The following is a 17,210-nucleotide window of genomic DNA, read 5'->3' on the forward strand; positions in this document are numbered from 1 at the left end:
TTCTATAACGGTTTATGCAATAGAACTGATAAAAAAACTTATATATCGATACATATGATAAACTATGTTATTATGAGTTGTAACCAATCATCAGAGTTGGTGCACTTGATACAAACTACACTTTTATCACTTAAATAAATGTAACAAATTCTCCATCTCAGCCCAATATATATGAGTATATCCTGCAATTACATTTTTGTAGCGTAATAGCTTTGTATCTACGGGAACCTCCTTTGCATTATACTGCTGTGTTATACTTTCCATGTTATTTTCAATATGTGAATAATGAAATTCGTGTCCTCTAATAGTTATACTATTATATTCAAATTGACGGTATCCTAATTTAAGCTTCATGTTTTCCATTGAAGCCTTTTGCTTGAAAATATCTACCATTGGATATTCTATACCATCTTTATCTGCGATAGATGAAGACAGATACATCATTCCACCACATTCTGCAAGAATATTACCTCCATTTTCCGCATAATCCTTAATAGCCTTATGTAGCAGTTTATTTTCGCTTAGCTGTTTTGCATATAATTCAGGATATCCTCCCGGGAAATAAACAAAATCTGACTTTGGCAAATATTTGTCTGTTAAAGGACTAAAGAAGGTCACCTCTCCTATTTTTCTTAAATATTCTATATTTTCATGATACATAAAATTGAAAACTTCGTCGGCGGCAACTGCTATTTTCAGATTCCGAGAAGCATGTTCGTTAATTCGCTGCGGTTCTGAATTTCCTAACTCAACTTGCGTATATGATAACAATCTATCAATATCAATATGTTTTTCTACAATTGATGCGGCAATATTAGCAAAGTCATCTAAAAGAAAATTTTGATCGATACTTAATCCCAAATGACGTGAAGGCACACTTAGATTTTCATTTTTAGGCAGATAACCTAGTGGAACTATACCAACATCGTGGCAAGCATCCGAGAGAAATTTATAATGGCTCTCGGAACCAACATAGTTAAAAATTACTCCTATGAGATTTATCTTTTCATAAAACTTTTTGAATCCATACAATAATGGAGCTGCTGAATATGCCATAGATTTGGCATTTATAACCATAACAACAGGGATATCCAATAATCCTGCAATTTCGGCACTACTTCCCTTCATTTTGTCATATCCATCAAATAGCCCCATCACTCCTTCAGTAATGCAAGCATCGTTTCCTGATGCGTATTTTGAGTACAGATATCTGACGTGATTCTCTGATGATAAGAATAAATCCAGATTGACAGATTTATTGCCTGAAGCCATATCGTGATATTTCGTATCTATATAATCAGGTCCGCACTTAAATGGTTGTACCATAAGACCTCTGTTCTTTAATGCTCTTAATAAGCCTAAAGTAACTGTTGTTTTTCCTGAACCCGAGCTTGGCGCAGCTATGAGAAAACGGGAAATCACTTTCATGAGTAATCTGGTTTTATTTTAAGCAAAAGTATAAAAAGCCATCAATGAAATGAATTTTACCAAGAAAATATATTTTTTAAGAATTCTTTTTAATCCTATTTTTTTTCAATTACCTTTGAAGCCGCTTAGGTGATGTATTCAGACATTCGTCTGTTGCATAAAAGGGAATTCGGTCAGAATCCGAAACAGTGCCCGCTACTGTGAATTCCATAAAATTTTGAGTATCACCACTGCCACTGTCACAATGATGGGAAGGCCTCTCAAAATGGAACAAGTCAGGAAACCTGCCTAGCATAAATTAATAGATATTCCCGGGGTCAGGAATATAATTAACTAACATTATACTTCTTTTTTAATGAAACTAAGAATTATGCTAACAGCATTGCTATGCTGTATTGCAAGTATTTCGTTCGCTCAGTTGAGCTTGCGCGGAAGAGTTGTTGATGAAAATGAAAAACCGATCGCTGGTGCCAGCGTATGGATTGAGTACACAACCATTGGAACATCCACAGATTTGAAGGGTGAGTTTAGTCTTGAAAAAGTCCCGGAAGGTAATAATCTTCTAAGAATTAGTGCACTGGATTATAATGGAGCTCGTGAGACAATAAACAGATCTAATGACAACATCCTTATTCGGATGAAACATTCTCCTCTTAAACTGAATGAAGTAGTAGTAACAGGTACCGGCACAATCAACAAACTTAAAAGCTCACCCGTTGCAATAGATGTTATTTCTCAGAGAGAACTCCAAAATACGAATATTCCTACATTCGAAAACGCTATGATTGCTCTGAATCCTTCCATGTCATTTACTCCTAATGCAATGGGATCGTACATGCAACTGAATGGATTAAGCAATAGATATATACTTGTGTTAGTTGATGGTAAAAAACTTGGTGGCGATGTCGGAGGTAACGTAGACTTAAACCGCATTGATATGGGAAATATCAAGCGGATAGAAGTTCTGAAAGGAGCAGCTTCTTCTTTGTATGGTTCGGATGCAATAGCGGGAGTTATTAATATTATAACCAATAAACCAAAAGACTTAGTAAATTTTTCTACAGAGACACGCTTCTCAGAATATGGACAATTTACTCAAAATGCGAACCTATATCTGAATGTAGGGGGCTTCTCTTCGTCTACTTCTTTTCAGCGGAATCAGGCTAACGGATGGCAACTAAATAAAAAGGAAATAATAAACGATAAAGAAGTAGATACGGATAAACAAGCTATGTTACGCTTCTATTCCGATGTTTTTAGCCAACGTTTTGGTTATAAGGCGACAAAAGAATTGAGCATGTATGTAGAGGGAAGTCTTTTCGACAAAAAATTTAAACGCCCTGTAAGTGCTTATGGGTTCGATATGAAATACGTCGACTATTCGTTTGGTGCCGGTGCAAAGTATTTACTGAAAAATAATGGCTTGATTACATTAGACTGGAATACTGACCGTTTCGAATACTTTAAAGCTTACCTGAAAGAAACCAAAGACAAAAACGGTGTCACATTTATGCCTGGAGATGAAGAATTTGTGAGAAGGCAGAAGTACAATAATATAAATCTGAAAGGTACATTCAACGCCGGAAAGTTCAATAAAGTAACTGTAGGTTCGGAGTACAAGGTAGACAACCTATATGCTCCGGCAGATAGCATCGGAGGTTCCAGAAATGTTTATACATTGGCTTTTTATGCTCAGGATGAAATAAATCTTTTCGGAAAGCTGAATATTGTTCCCGGAGTCAGATATATATACAATGAAACTTTCAAAAACAGGGTTACACCTAAAGTCAGCGCAATGTATACTCTTCATGATTTCAATTTCAGAGTATCATATGCTACAGGTTTTAAAACTCCTGAATTGAAGCAGCTATTCATGAAAACTGAAGTTACGAGCAAAGGTAAAACTACTTTAAGTGTAGGGAATAAAGATTTGAAGCCTGAAAGTTCAAACTATTACTCTGTCAATGCTGAATATATAAAAGATTTCCTTTCATTGGCTGTTACTGGCTATATTAACAATCTGAAAAACAAAATCGATACATATGAAATCGAATTAACACCCGAAGAAATAGCTGAAGGATATAATAAGAAATCATCGTATCATAATATCGGAAGATCTCGTATTCAAGGCGTAGACTTTACTTTTAATTCATACCTTGGTTATAACCTTACTTTAGGAGGAGGGTATAGTTATGTGAATGCCAAAGACCTCGATACAGGAAAGCGTCTTCAACGTATAAGTCGTCATACAGGAAATGTTAACCTGAATTGGTTTAAAGATTTCGGGTTATTCAAGTCAAATTTTAATCTAAACGGACGCCTGCAAAGCCGTAGATATTATGATGATGGTGATGATGCACGTGCTTATCAATTATGGAACTTTGCTACACGTCATACATTCAAGAGTATAAATGGTCTTGTATTTGAACCGGGTTTAGGTATTGAAAATATCTTTGACTTTGTAGATGATAAACCTTTCAACCGCAATTATGCGACTTTATCACCCGGACGTACATTTTATGCCAGCCTGAAAATTAAGTTTAGTAAGTAAGAGTGTTTATGAAATCTTCAAACTTATTATACCTCTTTGTTTTCTGCTCAACTCTTTATTCCTGTTCTTCGATCGGGAATAAGGAGAATGAAAATATTGAAAAATATCAGCTAAGACATGCTCGTGGATTCAATGTAGAAAAATATGAAGATTACAAATTGGTAACCGTACGTGACCCTTGGGATACAGTGCGTACTCTCTATCGATATATATTAATTGATCGTGATAAAGAAATTCCGAAGAACCTGCCTGAAGGAATTATAGTAAAAGTACCATTGCAAACTGTGATCGCTTTTTCTACGATTCAATGTAGTATGTTGCAAGAAATAGATGAGCAGCATCGTATAACAGGGGTCTGTCAGGCCAAATATATAGACCTGCCTTATATCCAAGAACGATTGAAAGCCGGAAAGATTATCGATTTGGGAAGTATGCATAAACCGGATGTTGAACAATTAATCAATCTGATGCCATCTGCACTTATTGTATCAGCGATGGAAACCGGCATGGGCTATTTGGATAAGTTAAGAATTCCTATCATTGCTACTACTGACTATATGGAAGATACTGCTCTCGGTCGTGCCGAATGGATACGCTACCATGCATTGTTTTACGGAAAAGAAGCGCTAGCCGACTCGCTTTTCCAAGAAACAGAACGTAGATACAATGAAATAAAAGATAGGGTAAAGGATGCATCTAATAAACCAACAGTATTCAACGACCTGAAATTTGGTAAAACATGGCGAATTGCTGGAGGAAAAAGCTATCTGGCAAATCTGATACGTGATGCTGGAGGCGAATACGTTTGGAATGATGATAATTCAACCGGATCGACACGCTTGTCTGCCGAAATGGTACTCGACAAAGCAGGATTGGCTGATATCTGGCTGTTGAAGTACAACCGAGAAGAAGATTTCACATATAACAGGCTGAAACAAGAAGATAAAATATATACCCAGTTTGGTGCTTTTAATAAAAAACAGATATGGGGATGTAATACCGGCAAAGTCCATTATTTTGAAGATTTGCCGATCCATCCCGATTCTATATTGAAAGACATGGCAAAAATATTTCATCCGAATTTATTCACAGATAATAAATTAAGCTATTTCAAATCATTAGATGAAGAGATATTATGAAAAGGATTTTACTATATATTATGCTACTATTTACAACTGTTGCAACATGTGCACATAGTGGAGGTAGTTACGAGTATTCTGATATTTTTAAAAGTATGCAGGCAGGCGATAAAGCTGCTATTCTGATAGTTCACTTTGGTACTACTCATGACGATACTCGCGAACTGACAATAGAAGCATTAAATAATCAGGTGAAACAAGTTTTCCCTTCTATTGAAGTAAGAGAAGCATATTCTTCGCGTATTGTTATCAAAAGGCTTTCGGAACGTAGTATCTATAAAGTGAATCCATTAGAAGCTTTAAAACAACTTCATACTGATGGATACACACATATATTAATACAGTCTTCCACTGTTATCGATGGAGTGGAAATGGAATCTTTGTACAAAAATGTAGAAGAAGTGAGCGGACTGTTTAAGGATGTACGTATAGGTACGCCATTGCTTTATTCTGCACAAGACTACGAAGATGTTATAAAGATCTTAACCGCAGATAATAAAAGAGATGTTGCCTATATATGGGTCGGACATGGAACTTATGATGCTACTACAGCCCAATATGCAATGCTCGATTATATGCTTAAAGCCAAGGGACATAGAAACTGCTTTGTTGGAACTGTAGAAGGCTATCCTGAATTTGATGATGTTTTAGCACAATTAAAGGATTCGGGCTTGAAAGAGGTTGTTCTTATGCCATTTATGTTTGTAGCGGGAGAACATGCAAAAAATGATATTGCCGGAGATTGGGTCGAAAATCTCAAAAAAGAAGGTCTATCTGTAACCGAAAATCTTCAGGGGCTAGGAGAAAACCCTAAAATCAGGGAAATATATTTATCTCATCTACAATTTATAACTACTCATCGTAAAATCGATATAATGGAAAAAAAAACCATATATGAAAAAACGGGAGAAAAGATAACACCTGAATACTAAAGGTTTATCTATAGAACACTTAAAAAGCTAATATTTTTTACTAATATTTATGAAACGTATACTTTATATAATAATTATCATAATGGTTTCCGTAAATACTTTTGCTCAGAACAAAAGTATGACCGATACTGTATATTCTATCCAGGAAGTTGAGATACTCGGAGCATCCAAAAAGAAAGTAGAGATAGGAAAACTGAATGTTCCTTTACAATATCTACCAATGTCAGTAAGTACAGTTTCTTACAAAGATCTCGAAATAAGAGGAATCTCAAATATTGAAGATGCTGTGAAATTTTTACCCGGTGTAAGAATGAACACCAGCTATGGAGCCTTCCAGACGCTCTATGTACGTGGTATGACTTATACACCTATTATGATTGATGGGGTTAGAGATGAGCGTACTATGATAAATTCATATCCCTTTTCAGATCTTACCAATGTAGAATCTATGGAACTTTTGAAAGGGCCTGCTTCTGTATTGTATGGGCATTCTGTATTGGGAGGAGTATTGAATATTGTAAGGAAATCTCCTACACCCCAAACTGTAGTTAATATGAAAATGTCGTATGGCAGTTGGAACAACAAGCAGGCAAATATGGATTTCGGAGGTAATCTTGCCGGTCCGCTGAATTACCGTGCAAATTTTAATTATAGCGATCAGGATGGATGGCGTGCTACAGGTAACAAGCGGCTCTCTGGATATTTAGCTCTTGGTGCAGATATCGATGCGACAAGCAGGATTGATGTAAGAGGTAGTTTTCATCGTGACTGGTATGGTACTGAAACTGGACTTCCTCCGGTAATGATGGCCGATGTATATAACGCAGACGGCACTCTTTACTTGAAGACAGGGCAAGAAATCCAGGGGTTAAATGAAAATAAGAGATATAATAATGAATCTGATTTTCTTAAAAACAACGGATGGGATATATCAGGAAAGTATGAGAAAAAATTTAGCAAGTTTATGAAACTAACAAATTATTTATCATACAAGTACGATGACATAAATTATCTGGGAACAGAAGAGCTCAGCTATTTGTATAGTATGAATCCTGTATATAAACATTATATAGATAAGGGGACTTACAAGATGTATATAAATCTTGACTCTGTTCAGCTTACATATCCTTTGCGTTTTTCTCATATAGCTAAAACTTTAGGTAACCAACTAGAGCTCTCCGGCGATTTTTATACAGGGAATATCAAACACAATTTCATAGGAGGTTATTCATTTTCTCAAATGTTTCGCAATTCATATACAGGATATAATAATGCTCCAGAAAACGATAAATTCAATAGCGAATATGATATTTATGGCCCTGGAATATATTCTGTTATAGCTGTAAACAACCCTCAGAGCATGGGGTATATGAAATCAAAGTTTAGTAAAGCAATTATAACCAAAGATTATACACACGGAATCTATTTTCAGGATTTAATAGAGTTTCACGAAAAATTCAAATTATTAATGGCTGCAAGATATGATATGTACAAATATATGCGTACAGGGGCAAATACTTATGATGGCATACGTGAATATCACAAATCAGAGCAAACTCCATATAGTATTGCGACCAATTCTGCATTTACATACCGTACCGGAATGGTATTTCTACCCATATCAGAGCTTTCTATTTACACATCGGCAGCATCGTATTTTCGTCCTTCTCGTACATTCCCTGCTGCAAATACAATTTATCTTAACCAAAATGGTAGTGAAATAGATATTGAAAGCGGAAAAGGGATTTTCGATCCGGAAAAAGGTTATCAGTTTGAAGCAGGTACCCGATATACTTATAAAAGCATTTTACAGGTATCAGCCAGTGTTTTCTACATTCGTAAGAATGATATTGTGAGAAGTTTCGGACGGTTAGGTGTCGGCTCAGATGCAAATGGAAACCCTGTAATGAAGTCAATCATTGGGCAAGTCGGAAGTGAAGAATCCAAGGGATTCGATATTGAAATGGCTATTACGCCAACTCATTTTTCTTCTTTCAATTTGGGATATTCTTATACAGATACAAAAACTCTTGATATACAACCCAACAAGTATGTAAATATCGATACTCAGAATATAACATTGGTTCCTCACAATACATTTTATGCATACGGAAATATTGTTGTTCCGAAAGGAATTTTCAGAGGTTTGTCATACAACCTGAGCGTATCTTTTATGGATAAGGTATATACGAATTATGCTAAAAGTATGTCTTTCTCATCGTACTGGCTGACAGATATGGGTATTTCTTATCTTTTAAAAAACGGTATAAGACTTTCGGTAAATGTAAATAATGTATTTGATAAGAAGTATAGTAATCAGGCTGTCTATGGTACACAACGTGTTCCGGGCATGCCTCGCAATTTTATGCTATCATTGGCATATAGCCTTAGATAATTATGTTGAAAAGAATATTATACTCTACACACAGAATACTGGGGACTATTCTCAGTATTCTGTTCGTTGTTTGGTTCCTGTCGGGATTTGTCATGATTTATCATACATTTCCTCGTGTATCCAATATTGATAGATATGCACATATGGATATCCTACCCCGGAATATTCTATCTCCAGATTCACTTGTAAAATGTTTACCTGAAGGAACAACATTCACCAAACTATCGCTAAGATCGTATGCCGGAAAAGCTTTTTTTGAAAGCATATCGAAAGAAGGCACTGCCCAAATATCTGCGGATAGTGCAGCAGTATCGAATAAGATAAAAAGAACACCATCTTTTCGTCAGATAGAAGAGTATGCTAAAAAATGGTCTAATGCAGATATTGTAAAAGTAGATACTCTTCGCGAACTTGAACAATGGATTCCTTTTAGCTATCTAAAGAAAGATTTTCCTATTTATAAGTTCTATTTTGGAGATCAGGATAAACATCAACTTTATATCTCTTCGCAAACAGGAGACGCATTGCAATTTACGAATAAAGACAATCGTTTCTGGTCATGGCTGGGTGCAATCCCGCATTGGGTATACTTTACTTCATTAAGGCAAAACACAAAACTTTGGACTAATGTTATAACTTGTTTATCCGGCATAGGCTGTTTAGTCTGCATTGCAGGTATTATTATAGGTATACGTTCGTACATCATACAGCATCGTAAAAAAAAGAAATGGGGAAGCCCATATCGAAAAATTGCATATAAATGGCATCATATCATGGGCTTTGTTTTCGGGATATTTGTTTTCACGTTTACATTTAGTGGAATGATGTCTTTGAATGATGTTCCCGATTGGATTGCGAAAGTACACAATCCATCTATTGAGGAAAATATGCTTCTACCCCACCCTGTTATTCTTCAGGACTACAAACTGAATGTTCAAAAAGTTGTAGAGGCTTATTCGGGAGAGATAAAGAGTGTAGAATGGGCGTATTTCGGACAAAAACCATTATACAAGGTTATCGTAGGAAAGAAACTGTTAACAATAGATGCTTCGGAAGATAGTCTTAAACTTTTAAATCTTAAAGAAGTAGATATAAAAGGTTATATAGTTCAGACGCACAGTGAGCCGATGAAAATATCATTAATGAGCAAATATGATAACTATTACGTTGGCTTAACAGACCATCTAACATTACCTGTATACAAAGTGGAGATTGCTGATGCTGATAAAAGTACTTATTATATTAATCCTAAAAATGGGAATATTCGATATTTTAATACCAACAGTAAGGTTCACAAATGGACTTATCAGGCATTGCATAGTTACAAAACCGGATTCTTCGCAAAGTATCCTATCCTATGGAATATCGCAATGTGGATAACATTGATAGGCGGTACATTCGTTTCTATTACGGGGGTATGGCTGGGGATAAAATATATTATAAGAAAAGTAAGGAAGTTGAAGAAATCTCTTTGTATCAAAGAAACAGAAGATAAATCATTTTAATATGTTTACAGGAAAAATAATAGTTGCAGGGATAGGTCCGGGGTCGAAGGAAGATATAACTCCGGCTGTATTGGATGCCATTCGTATATCGGATGTGATTGTAGGTTATAAATACTATTTTCAGTTTATAGAAGATATTATTAAGCCCGACAGCCTCTGTATCGATACAGGTATGAAGAAAGAAAAGGAACGGGCTAAAGAAGCTTTCCTATATGCAGAGCAAGGCAAAACGGTCTGTGTAATCAGTTCGGGAGATGCAGGCATTTACGGAATGGCTCCGCTTGTTTATGAGATGAAGAAAGAGAAACAAAGCTCGATAGAGATTGAAGTCTTGCCGGGTATTAGTGCTTTCCAAAAAGCCGCCGCCTTATTAGGAGCTCCTATAGGACACGATTTCTGCATCATTTCACTATCCGACCTAATGACGCCCTGGGATAGGATAGAAAAAAGAATTATAGCGGCAGCTTCTGCTGACTTTGTTACAGCAATCTATAATCCTAAGAGTAATGGACGCTACTGGCAGATAAACCGCCTGATAGAATTATTCAGAAAGGAGCGTTCGCTCGAAACACCAATTGGCTATATTCGTCAGGCCGGACGTGACGAACAGCAAATTAATGTGACGACTCTGGGTGAGTTTGATCCCCAAGAAATAGATATGTTTACCATTGTCATTATCGGCAATTCTCAGTCTTATATTTTCGGTGAAAATCACATTGTAACACCCCGTGGATATTACAGAGAAGAAAAGAACGAAGATGTAGGCATCGGACAGGATATAATGATACGTAGTTTCCGTACTATTGAAGGTGAATTGAAGAGTAAGAACATCTCATTAGGTAAGAAATGGGCTTTACTTCATGCTATTCATACGACAGCTGATTTTGATATGGAAAATATCCTATATACGGATGAAAGAGCGGTTGGAAAGCTTCATTCTGAATTTGTGAATGGTAACGTAAAGACTATTATTACTGATGTTACGATGGTTGCCTCGGGGATTCGCAGAGGGGCTTTGGAGCGATTAAGTATAGATGTAAAATGTTATCTGCATGACGAACGAGTGGCTGAATTGGCTAAGCTGAAAGATATAACTCGTACACAAGCAGGTATTCGTTTGGCTGTGGAAGAATATCCTAATGCTCTCTTTGTATTCGGAAATGCACCTACTGCGCTGATGGAACTATGCGAACTAATACGAAAAGATAAGGCAAAGCCTGCGGGAATAATAGCTGCTCCAGTTGGCTTCGTCAATGTATGTGAATCAAAGCATATGGTCAAGCCTTTTATTGATGTGCCCAAGCTAATAATTGAAGGGCGTAAAGGAGGAAGTAATCTGGCTGCAACATTAGTAAACGCCATTCTCACTTTTGATGATGCGGAACAATTAAAACCGGGAAGAGACCTATAAAGAGATAGTTATGAAATTCTATGTAATAGGTATAGATGATAATCAAAGCCAATATTTCAATCCTGATATACTGGACATTATTAATAACCATTCTGTTTTTTCAGGAGGGGCAAGACATTATGAGATTGTTAAGTCTCTTTTGCCCGAAGACTCATCCTGGATAAATATAACAATACCTTTATCTACTGTTTTTGAACAATACAGTAAATATAAAGAAATTGTAGTTTTCGCTTCAGGAGATCCCTTGTTTTTTGGCTTTGCAAATACAATTCAACGGGAGATGCCGGATGCCGAGATTGTTATTCATCCGTTTTTCAATTCCTTGCAATTGTTGGCACACCGTTTACTGATACCTTATCAGGATATGCATATTGTCTCACTAACAGGCCGAGCATGGGATAAATTCGATGAAGCCCTAATTCTGGGATGCGATAAGATAGGTGTACTGACAGATAATAAAGAACATACTCCATCTGCGATTATTCAACGAATGCTTGACTATGGTTATGACAACTATATGGTTAGTATTGGGGAATTGTTGGGAAATAAAGAAAAAGAGAAGGCTACAACATGGGAACTAAAAGATATTTTAGATAAAAAATTTTCATTTCCTAACAATCTTATTCTACAAAAGACAACCAGCCATTACCGTCCTTTGGGTATTCCTGAAAATGATTTCTATCTTTTGGATGGACGCGCAAAAATGATAACCAAAATGCCTATACGCTTGTTGTCTCTTAGTCTGTTGGACTTGAGAGATAGATCTGTCTTTTGGGATATCGGATTTTGTACAGGTTCTGTCTCTATCGAAGTAAAGATGCAGTTTCCACACCTTAAAGTATTAGCTTTTGAGAAGAGAAAGGAAGGCAAGGTCTTGATAGAAAATAACTCCTGCAAATTTGGTACTCCTGGTATTCAATCTTTTATAGGAGACTTTACAGATATGGATATTACAGCTCTGCCAACACCCGATGCGGTATTTATAGGAGGTCATGGTGGCAAGATGAATGAGATAATGAGAGGGGTATCTACTGTTCTCAACCCTGAAGGAGTGATTGTTTTTAACTCCGTATCGGTAGATAGTAAAGAGATGTTTCTTCAAGCTATAGAAAATAACAATCTGCAATTGGAACAATGTATTGCCATCAAGGTTGACGACTTTAATACGATAGAAGTAATGAAAGCTAAAAAAATATCAAAATGAAGAATGCTATAATATTAACATCAGAAAGTAGTTTGCAAATAGCCAGAACTATTCAAAACGAACTAGATAAAACTGTAATATTCACCAAATCCGATATTAAAGGAACAATTCAGATATCATCTATAAGTGGTTGTATAAGTGATATTTTCGATAAAGTAGAATCAATTCTTTTTATCGGAGCAATGGGAATCTGTGTGCGGAGTATTGCTCCATATATAAAAGATAAGCATACCGACCCTGCCATTGTAAATATAGATAGTACCGGAAAATATGTTATCTCTGTTCTTTCAGGTCATGTGGGAGGAGCAAATGATCTGACTCAACGTATTGCTCATATATTGGGGGCTGAGACTATTATTACTACTCAGAGCGATAATACCAACTTGTGGTCATTAGATACCCTTGGCAAAAAATATGGATGGACAACAGTATCAAATACCGCTGATTTCAATAAGCCATTGATTACTTTTGTCAATAAAAAAACGACAGCTCTTCTACTGGATATAAATGATGAAGGAACTCAATATCTTGAACGCACAGTCCCTGAACATGTAAAGTTATATTACAACTATAAGGATATTAATCTATCTGAATTTCAGCTTCTAATCGCCGTTACACCTTATCTCTACCCGCAAACAGATATTCAGACAATTTATTATCATCCGAAAGTTTTACACCTCGGTGTAGGTTGCCGTAAGGAATGTAATCCTATCGGTATCAGTGAATATATAACTGAAGCCTTAAATAAAAACAATATAACTATAGCTTCTATTAAAGATATTTCATCGATAGATATAAAGAAAGATGAACCTTTGCTGAAAGTACTTCAATCTCATTTTAAAAATATTCCTGTAAATATTTACACAGCAAATGAATTGAGGGATATTGAAGTTGCTAATCCTTCCAAAAAGGTTGAAGAAGTAACAACAGTGGCAGGTGTAGCTGAATCTTCGGCTATAAAAAGTGCAGGCGGAGGCTCTCTTATATTAGAAAAACAAAAGGGAAAACTAAGCGATGGAAATGACTTCACATTTGCTATAGCAATAGATAGAAAGGCTATTCGTCAGGGACATATTGAAATTGTTGGAGCAGGTCCGGGTGATCCTGATTTAATTTCAGTAAAAGGACGTCATTTCTTGGAAGCAGCCGACTTGATTTTATATGCGGGAAGCCTTGTACCTGTAGAACTGACTTATTGTGCTAAGCAGGGAGCGACAGTGCGGAGTTCTGCTTCTATGGATTTAGAAGAGCAGTTTGAGATAATGAAAGAGTTCTATGATAAAGGTAAACTCGTTGTCCGTTTACATACGGGAGATCCGTGTATCTATGGTGCTATTCAAGAGCAAATGGCTTTCTTCGATAAGTATAATATGTCCTACCATATTACACCAGGCATATCTTCTTTTCTAGCTGCTGCCGCTGCCTTAGAATCTCAATTTACTATACCGGAAAAAGTACAGACAATCATTTTGACAAGAGGAGAAGGACGAACTTCTATGCCGGAAAAAGAAAAGTTACATTTGTTGGCACGTTCACAAAGTACAATGTGTATTTTCTTGAGTGCATCAGTTGTAGATCAGGTTCAGCAAGAGCTTATGGAACATTATCCACCAGAGACCCCTGTTGCGGCTTGTTATAAGCTGACATGGAAAGACGAAAAAATATACCGTGGAGAATTAAAAGACTTAGCTAAAATTGTCAAAGAAAATGAACTAACCTTGACAACAATGATAGTTGTAGGAGAAGCTATCGGAAATCGCCAGGGATTGTCTAAACTTTATTCACATCAGTTCAAACACTTGTTTCGGTCTTAGATAAAGCTCATTGCCTGATATTACCGAACTCATCAATTAATAAGATATCTAATGTGCCATTGGGAAATAAAGGAATACATACCTGATGGCATCTTCTTACTATCAGTGAAAAGAATGTAGCTTCTGTTTCGGGAATAACATCCCATAACTGTCGTGCCATGGTTATTTGTTGTATAGCGTCTATTGTAGTCTCTGAACAACGGGCTTCTTTCGCTAATGTCGAAATAAACTCCTTATTCATAATCACCTTTTTACTATGGGTATCTAATGAACCTTCAGCTAATTTCACGGCTTTACCTATCATTATTCCCATTGTAAGACGCTCGAAGCCTAATTCTGAAGCTGCAATAATAGTTTCACCTATAAAGTTACCATAATGAATAAAAGCCTGTGGAGGCAAATTGGGATATTGTTGTTTCACAAATCGTTCGCTTTTAGCACCCGAATTGACAACCACATTCTTACATCCTAATGCTTTGGCAACCTGCATTTCGCGACGGATTGAGGCTATAAATGCTTCCGAAGAAAAGGGTTTTACAATACCCGATGTTCCGATAATGGATATACCTCCCGTTATTCCGAGTTTCGGATTAAAAGTCTTTAATGCAATTTCTTCACCTTTCGGTACAGATATAGAGACGTCTATTCCTGTCTTTAAATTTTGTTCCGGCAATTTATCCTGATAATGACGCATAACTTTGAAGAGCTCGCGCTTCATCATCATTCGGGGAGTCTTATTAATAGCAGGCCCTCCTATTTCAAGACCTAAACCGGGTAAAGTAACTACTCCAACTCCTTTTCCTTGCAGAAAGCGAACTCCTTTGTGTTCATGAGTTAATCGTACAGTAGATACTATCTCGTGTCCGTTAGTTACATCCGGGTCATCTCCGGCATCCTTTATCACAGAGCAACTCGCAAGCTTGCCTTCTAATATAGTCGAATGAATGGGAAGCTTTATCCATTCTCCATTTGGAAGAGTTATGCTGATTTCGGTTTGATTTTCCCTAGTCAATAATGCCGATAAAGCGGCTTTAGTTGCAGCCGTAGCATACGTGCCGGTAGTATATCCCGTTTTAAGATCAAAAAATTCAGGCAGAAGCTTTTCGATCTGCTTTCTTAATCCATTCTCACCATATACAGAAATAAAATCAGGAGATAAAGTCGGACGTTTCACTACAAGAACGGGAATATTCAGTTTTCGGGCTGCTATAACCTTCTCATTGAACCCACCGGATTCGCCGCTCTCTTTTGTTATGATTGCCTGAGGTTTGAGCTTCTCAAAGAGTAAGGTTTCATCTTCACCTTGTTGATAATATAAAACCTGTTCTATTGGGAAATTCTCTTGTTGTATGATAGAGCGTGATTCGTCTCTATCTAATATTCTGAACCAGCAATTATGCTTCTGCCAGTAAGGTTTTAGTTTAGCAACAGTATTTACGCCGGTTAGGGCAAGCAAATTATCAATATTGTTTTTTTCTAGGTGTTCAATAGCTTCCTTATAAGACTCGAACCAAAGCAAATCATTTTCCTGATCGGGATAGTTACGTTCATATCTGACAACTGGGATATTTAATTCACTAGAAGCTTGTGCTATATTCTGATGCAATACTTCTGCAAAAGGATGGGCTGCATCTATAATTAGCTTTATAGTTTTCTCTTTGCAAAAATCTATTATATCTTTCTCATCTAAACCTCCTGTAATATGAGTGCCATATGCTGTTTCTATTTTCTGTGATTTGGCTTTAGTTGAATAATAAAAATGCTTTGCTGCACTTTCACAAACGGCAACAACTTTACGACCTTCTGTCGTTCCTCCGAATATGAGTATCATATTATGATATGGTTTAAGAGTTCTTCTATACTTGTAATAGCTATAGGCGATTGATCCGGCTTGTACAGTAAAATGCGGTTCTCCTTAATTTCGACAGAGAAGTCAGACTCAATATCGCGTGAAGCTAAAATCCCATTTCGTAAAAAAGCTTTACGGATCATAGCATATATTTGTCCATCTCCTGTAACCTTTATCTGCTTGTTAAAATCATTCTCTACTCTAAACAAGCCTGTATATTGGTCAAATACAATGCCTTTTCGAGCAAAGAAGTTGCTCAGGTTTCCATCTAAAGATAAGTCTTCGGGAGTACCTATCTGAATACCATGTTCATTGTCCATCAACCATATTTTGTCTGCTATCTGCAAAGCCAGATCAAGATCGTGGGTAGATAAGAAGATTGTTTTATTTGTTTTGCGAGATAACTGATGTAATAATTGCATCAGTTCTACTTTGCTCGGAAAATCCAGAAATGCAGTAGGTTCATCCAGAAGAATAATCGGAGTCTCCTGTGCCAGAGCTTTAGCAATCATTACTTTTTGGCGCTCTCCGTCACTTAGTGTGTCAACCATTCGCTCAGATAGATTTTCTATTTTTACGAGTGAAATGGCCCCTTCTATTTTCTCTTTATCATCTAGAGTTAACTTTCCCCAAAATCCGGTATATGGACTGCGTCCTAAGCCAATTAGTTGATAGGATGTCATATTCTTTATTTCGAACTTTTCAGTCAATACGACTCCAATTAACGTAGCTAGCTCTTTTTCTGAATACTTCTCTATTTTTTTCCCATGAATAACAATATCTCCAGACAATTTAGGCTGAAAGGCGGTTAATGTCCTTAACAAAGTAGATTTGCCAATACCATTTGCACCCAGCAGACAGGTAAGCTCTCCGCTGCATATATCAGAAGTGATATATTCGGCTATCACCTTTATATTCTTTTGTGATGAATAACCTATAGCAAGCTCTTTTAGCTCTATTGTCTTTTCTTTCTTATGCATAA

Annotated in this window: 11 protein-coding genes, 1 pseudogene and 1 riboswitch; of the genes and pseudogenes, 9 read left to right on the plus strand and 3 right to left on the minus strand. The window is 36.5% G+C overall.

Annotation, left to right across the window (positions count from 1 at the left end):
• Positions 1 to 126: 126 nt before the first annotated feature.
• Positions 127 to 1,428 (minus strand): cobyrinic acid a,c-diamide synthase CobB, encoded by a 1,302-nt coding sequence (locus tag E4T88_RS13520; RefSeq protein WP_185146745.1) that lies wholly within the window; start codon positions 1,426 to 1,428, stop codon positions 127 to 129.
• Between the two features lie 110 nt (positions 1,429 to 1,538).
• Positions 1,539 to 1,734: riboswitch (cobalamin riboswitch) on the plus strand.
• A 49-nt stretch (positions 1,735 to 1,783) separates the two neighbouring features.
• Between E4T88_RS13520 and E4T88_RS13525 the strand changes: the two genes are divergently transcribed.
• The 9 genes and pseudogenes from E4T88_RS13525 to cobM all read left to right on the plus strand — a co-directional run bounded on the left by E4T88_RS13525 (position 1,784) and on the right by cobM (position 14,379).
• On the plus strand, positions 1,784 to 3,979 hold the full coding sequence (locus tag E4T88_RS13525) for a TonB-dependent receptor (protein WP_228093918.1): 2,196 nt from the start codon (positions 1,784 to 1,786) through the stop codon (positions 3,977 to 3,979).
• 8 nt (positions 3,980 to 3,987) lie between these two features.
• The gene (locus E4T88_RS13530; protein ID WP_135106292.1) at positions 3,988 to 5,118 is read left to right on the plus strand and encodes an ABC transporter substrate-binding protein; all 1,131 of its coding nucleotides are present in this window, start codon (positions 3,988 to 3,990) and stop codon (positions 5,116 to 5,118) included.
• Positions 5,115 to 6,050: a sirohydrochlorin cobaltochelatase gene (locus E4T88_RS13535; RefSeq protein ID WP_135106294.1), complete on the plus strand. Its 936-nt coding sequence runs from the start codon at positions 5,115 to 5,117 to the stop codon at positions 6,048 to 6,050. The genes E4T88_RS13530 and E4T88_RS13535 overlap by 4 nt, the downstream gene beginning before the upstream one ends.
• 220 nt (positions 6,051 to 6,270) lie before the next feature.
• Positions 6,271 to 6,546: pseudogene (locus E4T88_RS18765) on the plus strand (TonB-dependent receptor plug domain-containing protein); the annotation flags it as partial.
• Positions 6,547 to 6,855: 309 nt separating this feature from the next.
• The gene (locus E4T88_RS13540) at positions 6,856 to 8,445 is read left to right on the plus strand and encodes a TonB-dependent receptor (protein WP_438503329.1); all 1,590 of its coding nucleotides are present in this window, start codon (positions 6,856 to 6,858) and stop codon (positions 8,443 to 8,445) included.
• Positions 8,446 to 8,447: 2 nt separating this feature from the next.
• Positions 8,448 to 9,950, plus strand: coding sequence for a PepSY domain-containing protein (locus E4T88_RS13545; protein ID WP_135106298.1), 1,503 nt, complete (start codon positions 8,448 to 8,450; stop codon positions 9,948 to 9,950).
• A 1-nt stretch (position 9,951) separates the two neighbouring features.
• Complete coding sequence (gene cobJ / locus E4T88_RS13550) at positions 9,952 to 11,361, plus strand: precorrin-3B C(17)-methyltransferase (protein ID WP_135106300.1); 1,410 nt, start codon at positions 9,952 to 9,954, stop codon at positions 11,359 to 11,361.
• A 10-nt stretch (positions 11,362 to 11,371) separates the two neighbouring features.
• The gene (gene cbiE / locus E4T88_RS13555) at positions 11,372 to 12,565 is read left to right on the plus strand and encodes a precorrin-6y C5,15-methyltransferase (decarboxylating) subunit CbiE (RefSeq protein ID WP_135106302.1); all 1,194 of its coding nucleotides are present in this window, start codon (positions 11,372 to 11,374) and stop codon (positions 12,563 to 12,565) included.
• Positions 12,562 to 14,379, plus strand: a complete 1,818-nt coding sequence (cobM, locus tag E4T88_RS13560; RefSeq protein ID WP_135106304.1) for a precorrin-4 C(11)-methyltransferase — start codon at positions 12,562 to 12,564, stop codon at positions 14,377 to 14,379. Before cbiE ends, cobM begins: the two co-directional genes overlap by 4 nt.
• Before the next feature lie 7 nt (positions 14,380 to 14,386).
• Here the strand turns inward: cobM and cbiD are convergent, their stop codons facing one another.
• Both cbiD and E4T88_RS13570 read right to left on the minus strand, forming a co-directional pair.
• A complete protein-coding gene (gene cbiD / locus E4T88_RS13565; protein WP_135106306.1) occupies positions 14,387 to 16,210 on the minus strand; it encodes a cobalt-precorrin-5B (C(1))-methyltransferase CbiD in 1,824 nt (607 codons plus the stop codon).
• A complete protein-coding gene (locus tag E4T88_RS13570) occupies positions 16,207 to 17,208 on the minus strand; it encodes an ABC transporter ATP-binding protein (protein WP_167755462.1) in 1,002 nt (333 codons plus the stop codon). Before E4T88_RS13570 ends, cbiD begins: the two co-directional genes overlap by 4 nt.
• Positions 17,209 to 17,210: the final 2 nt, after the last annotated feature.

The organism is Dysgonomonas mossii, assembly GCF_004569505.1.
Lineage (GTDB): Bacteria > Bacteroidota > Bacteroidia > Bacteroidales > Dysgonomonadaceae > Dysgonomonas.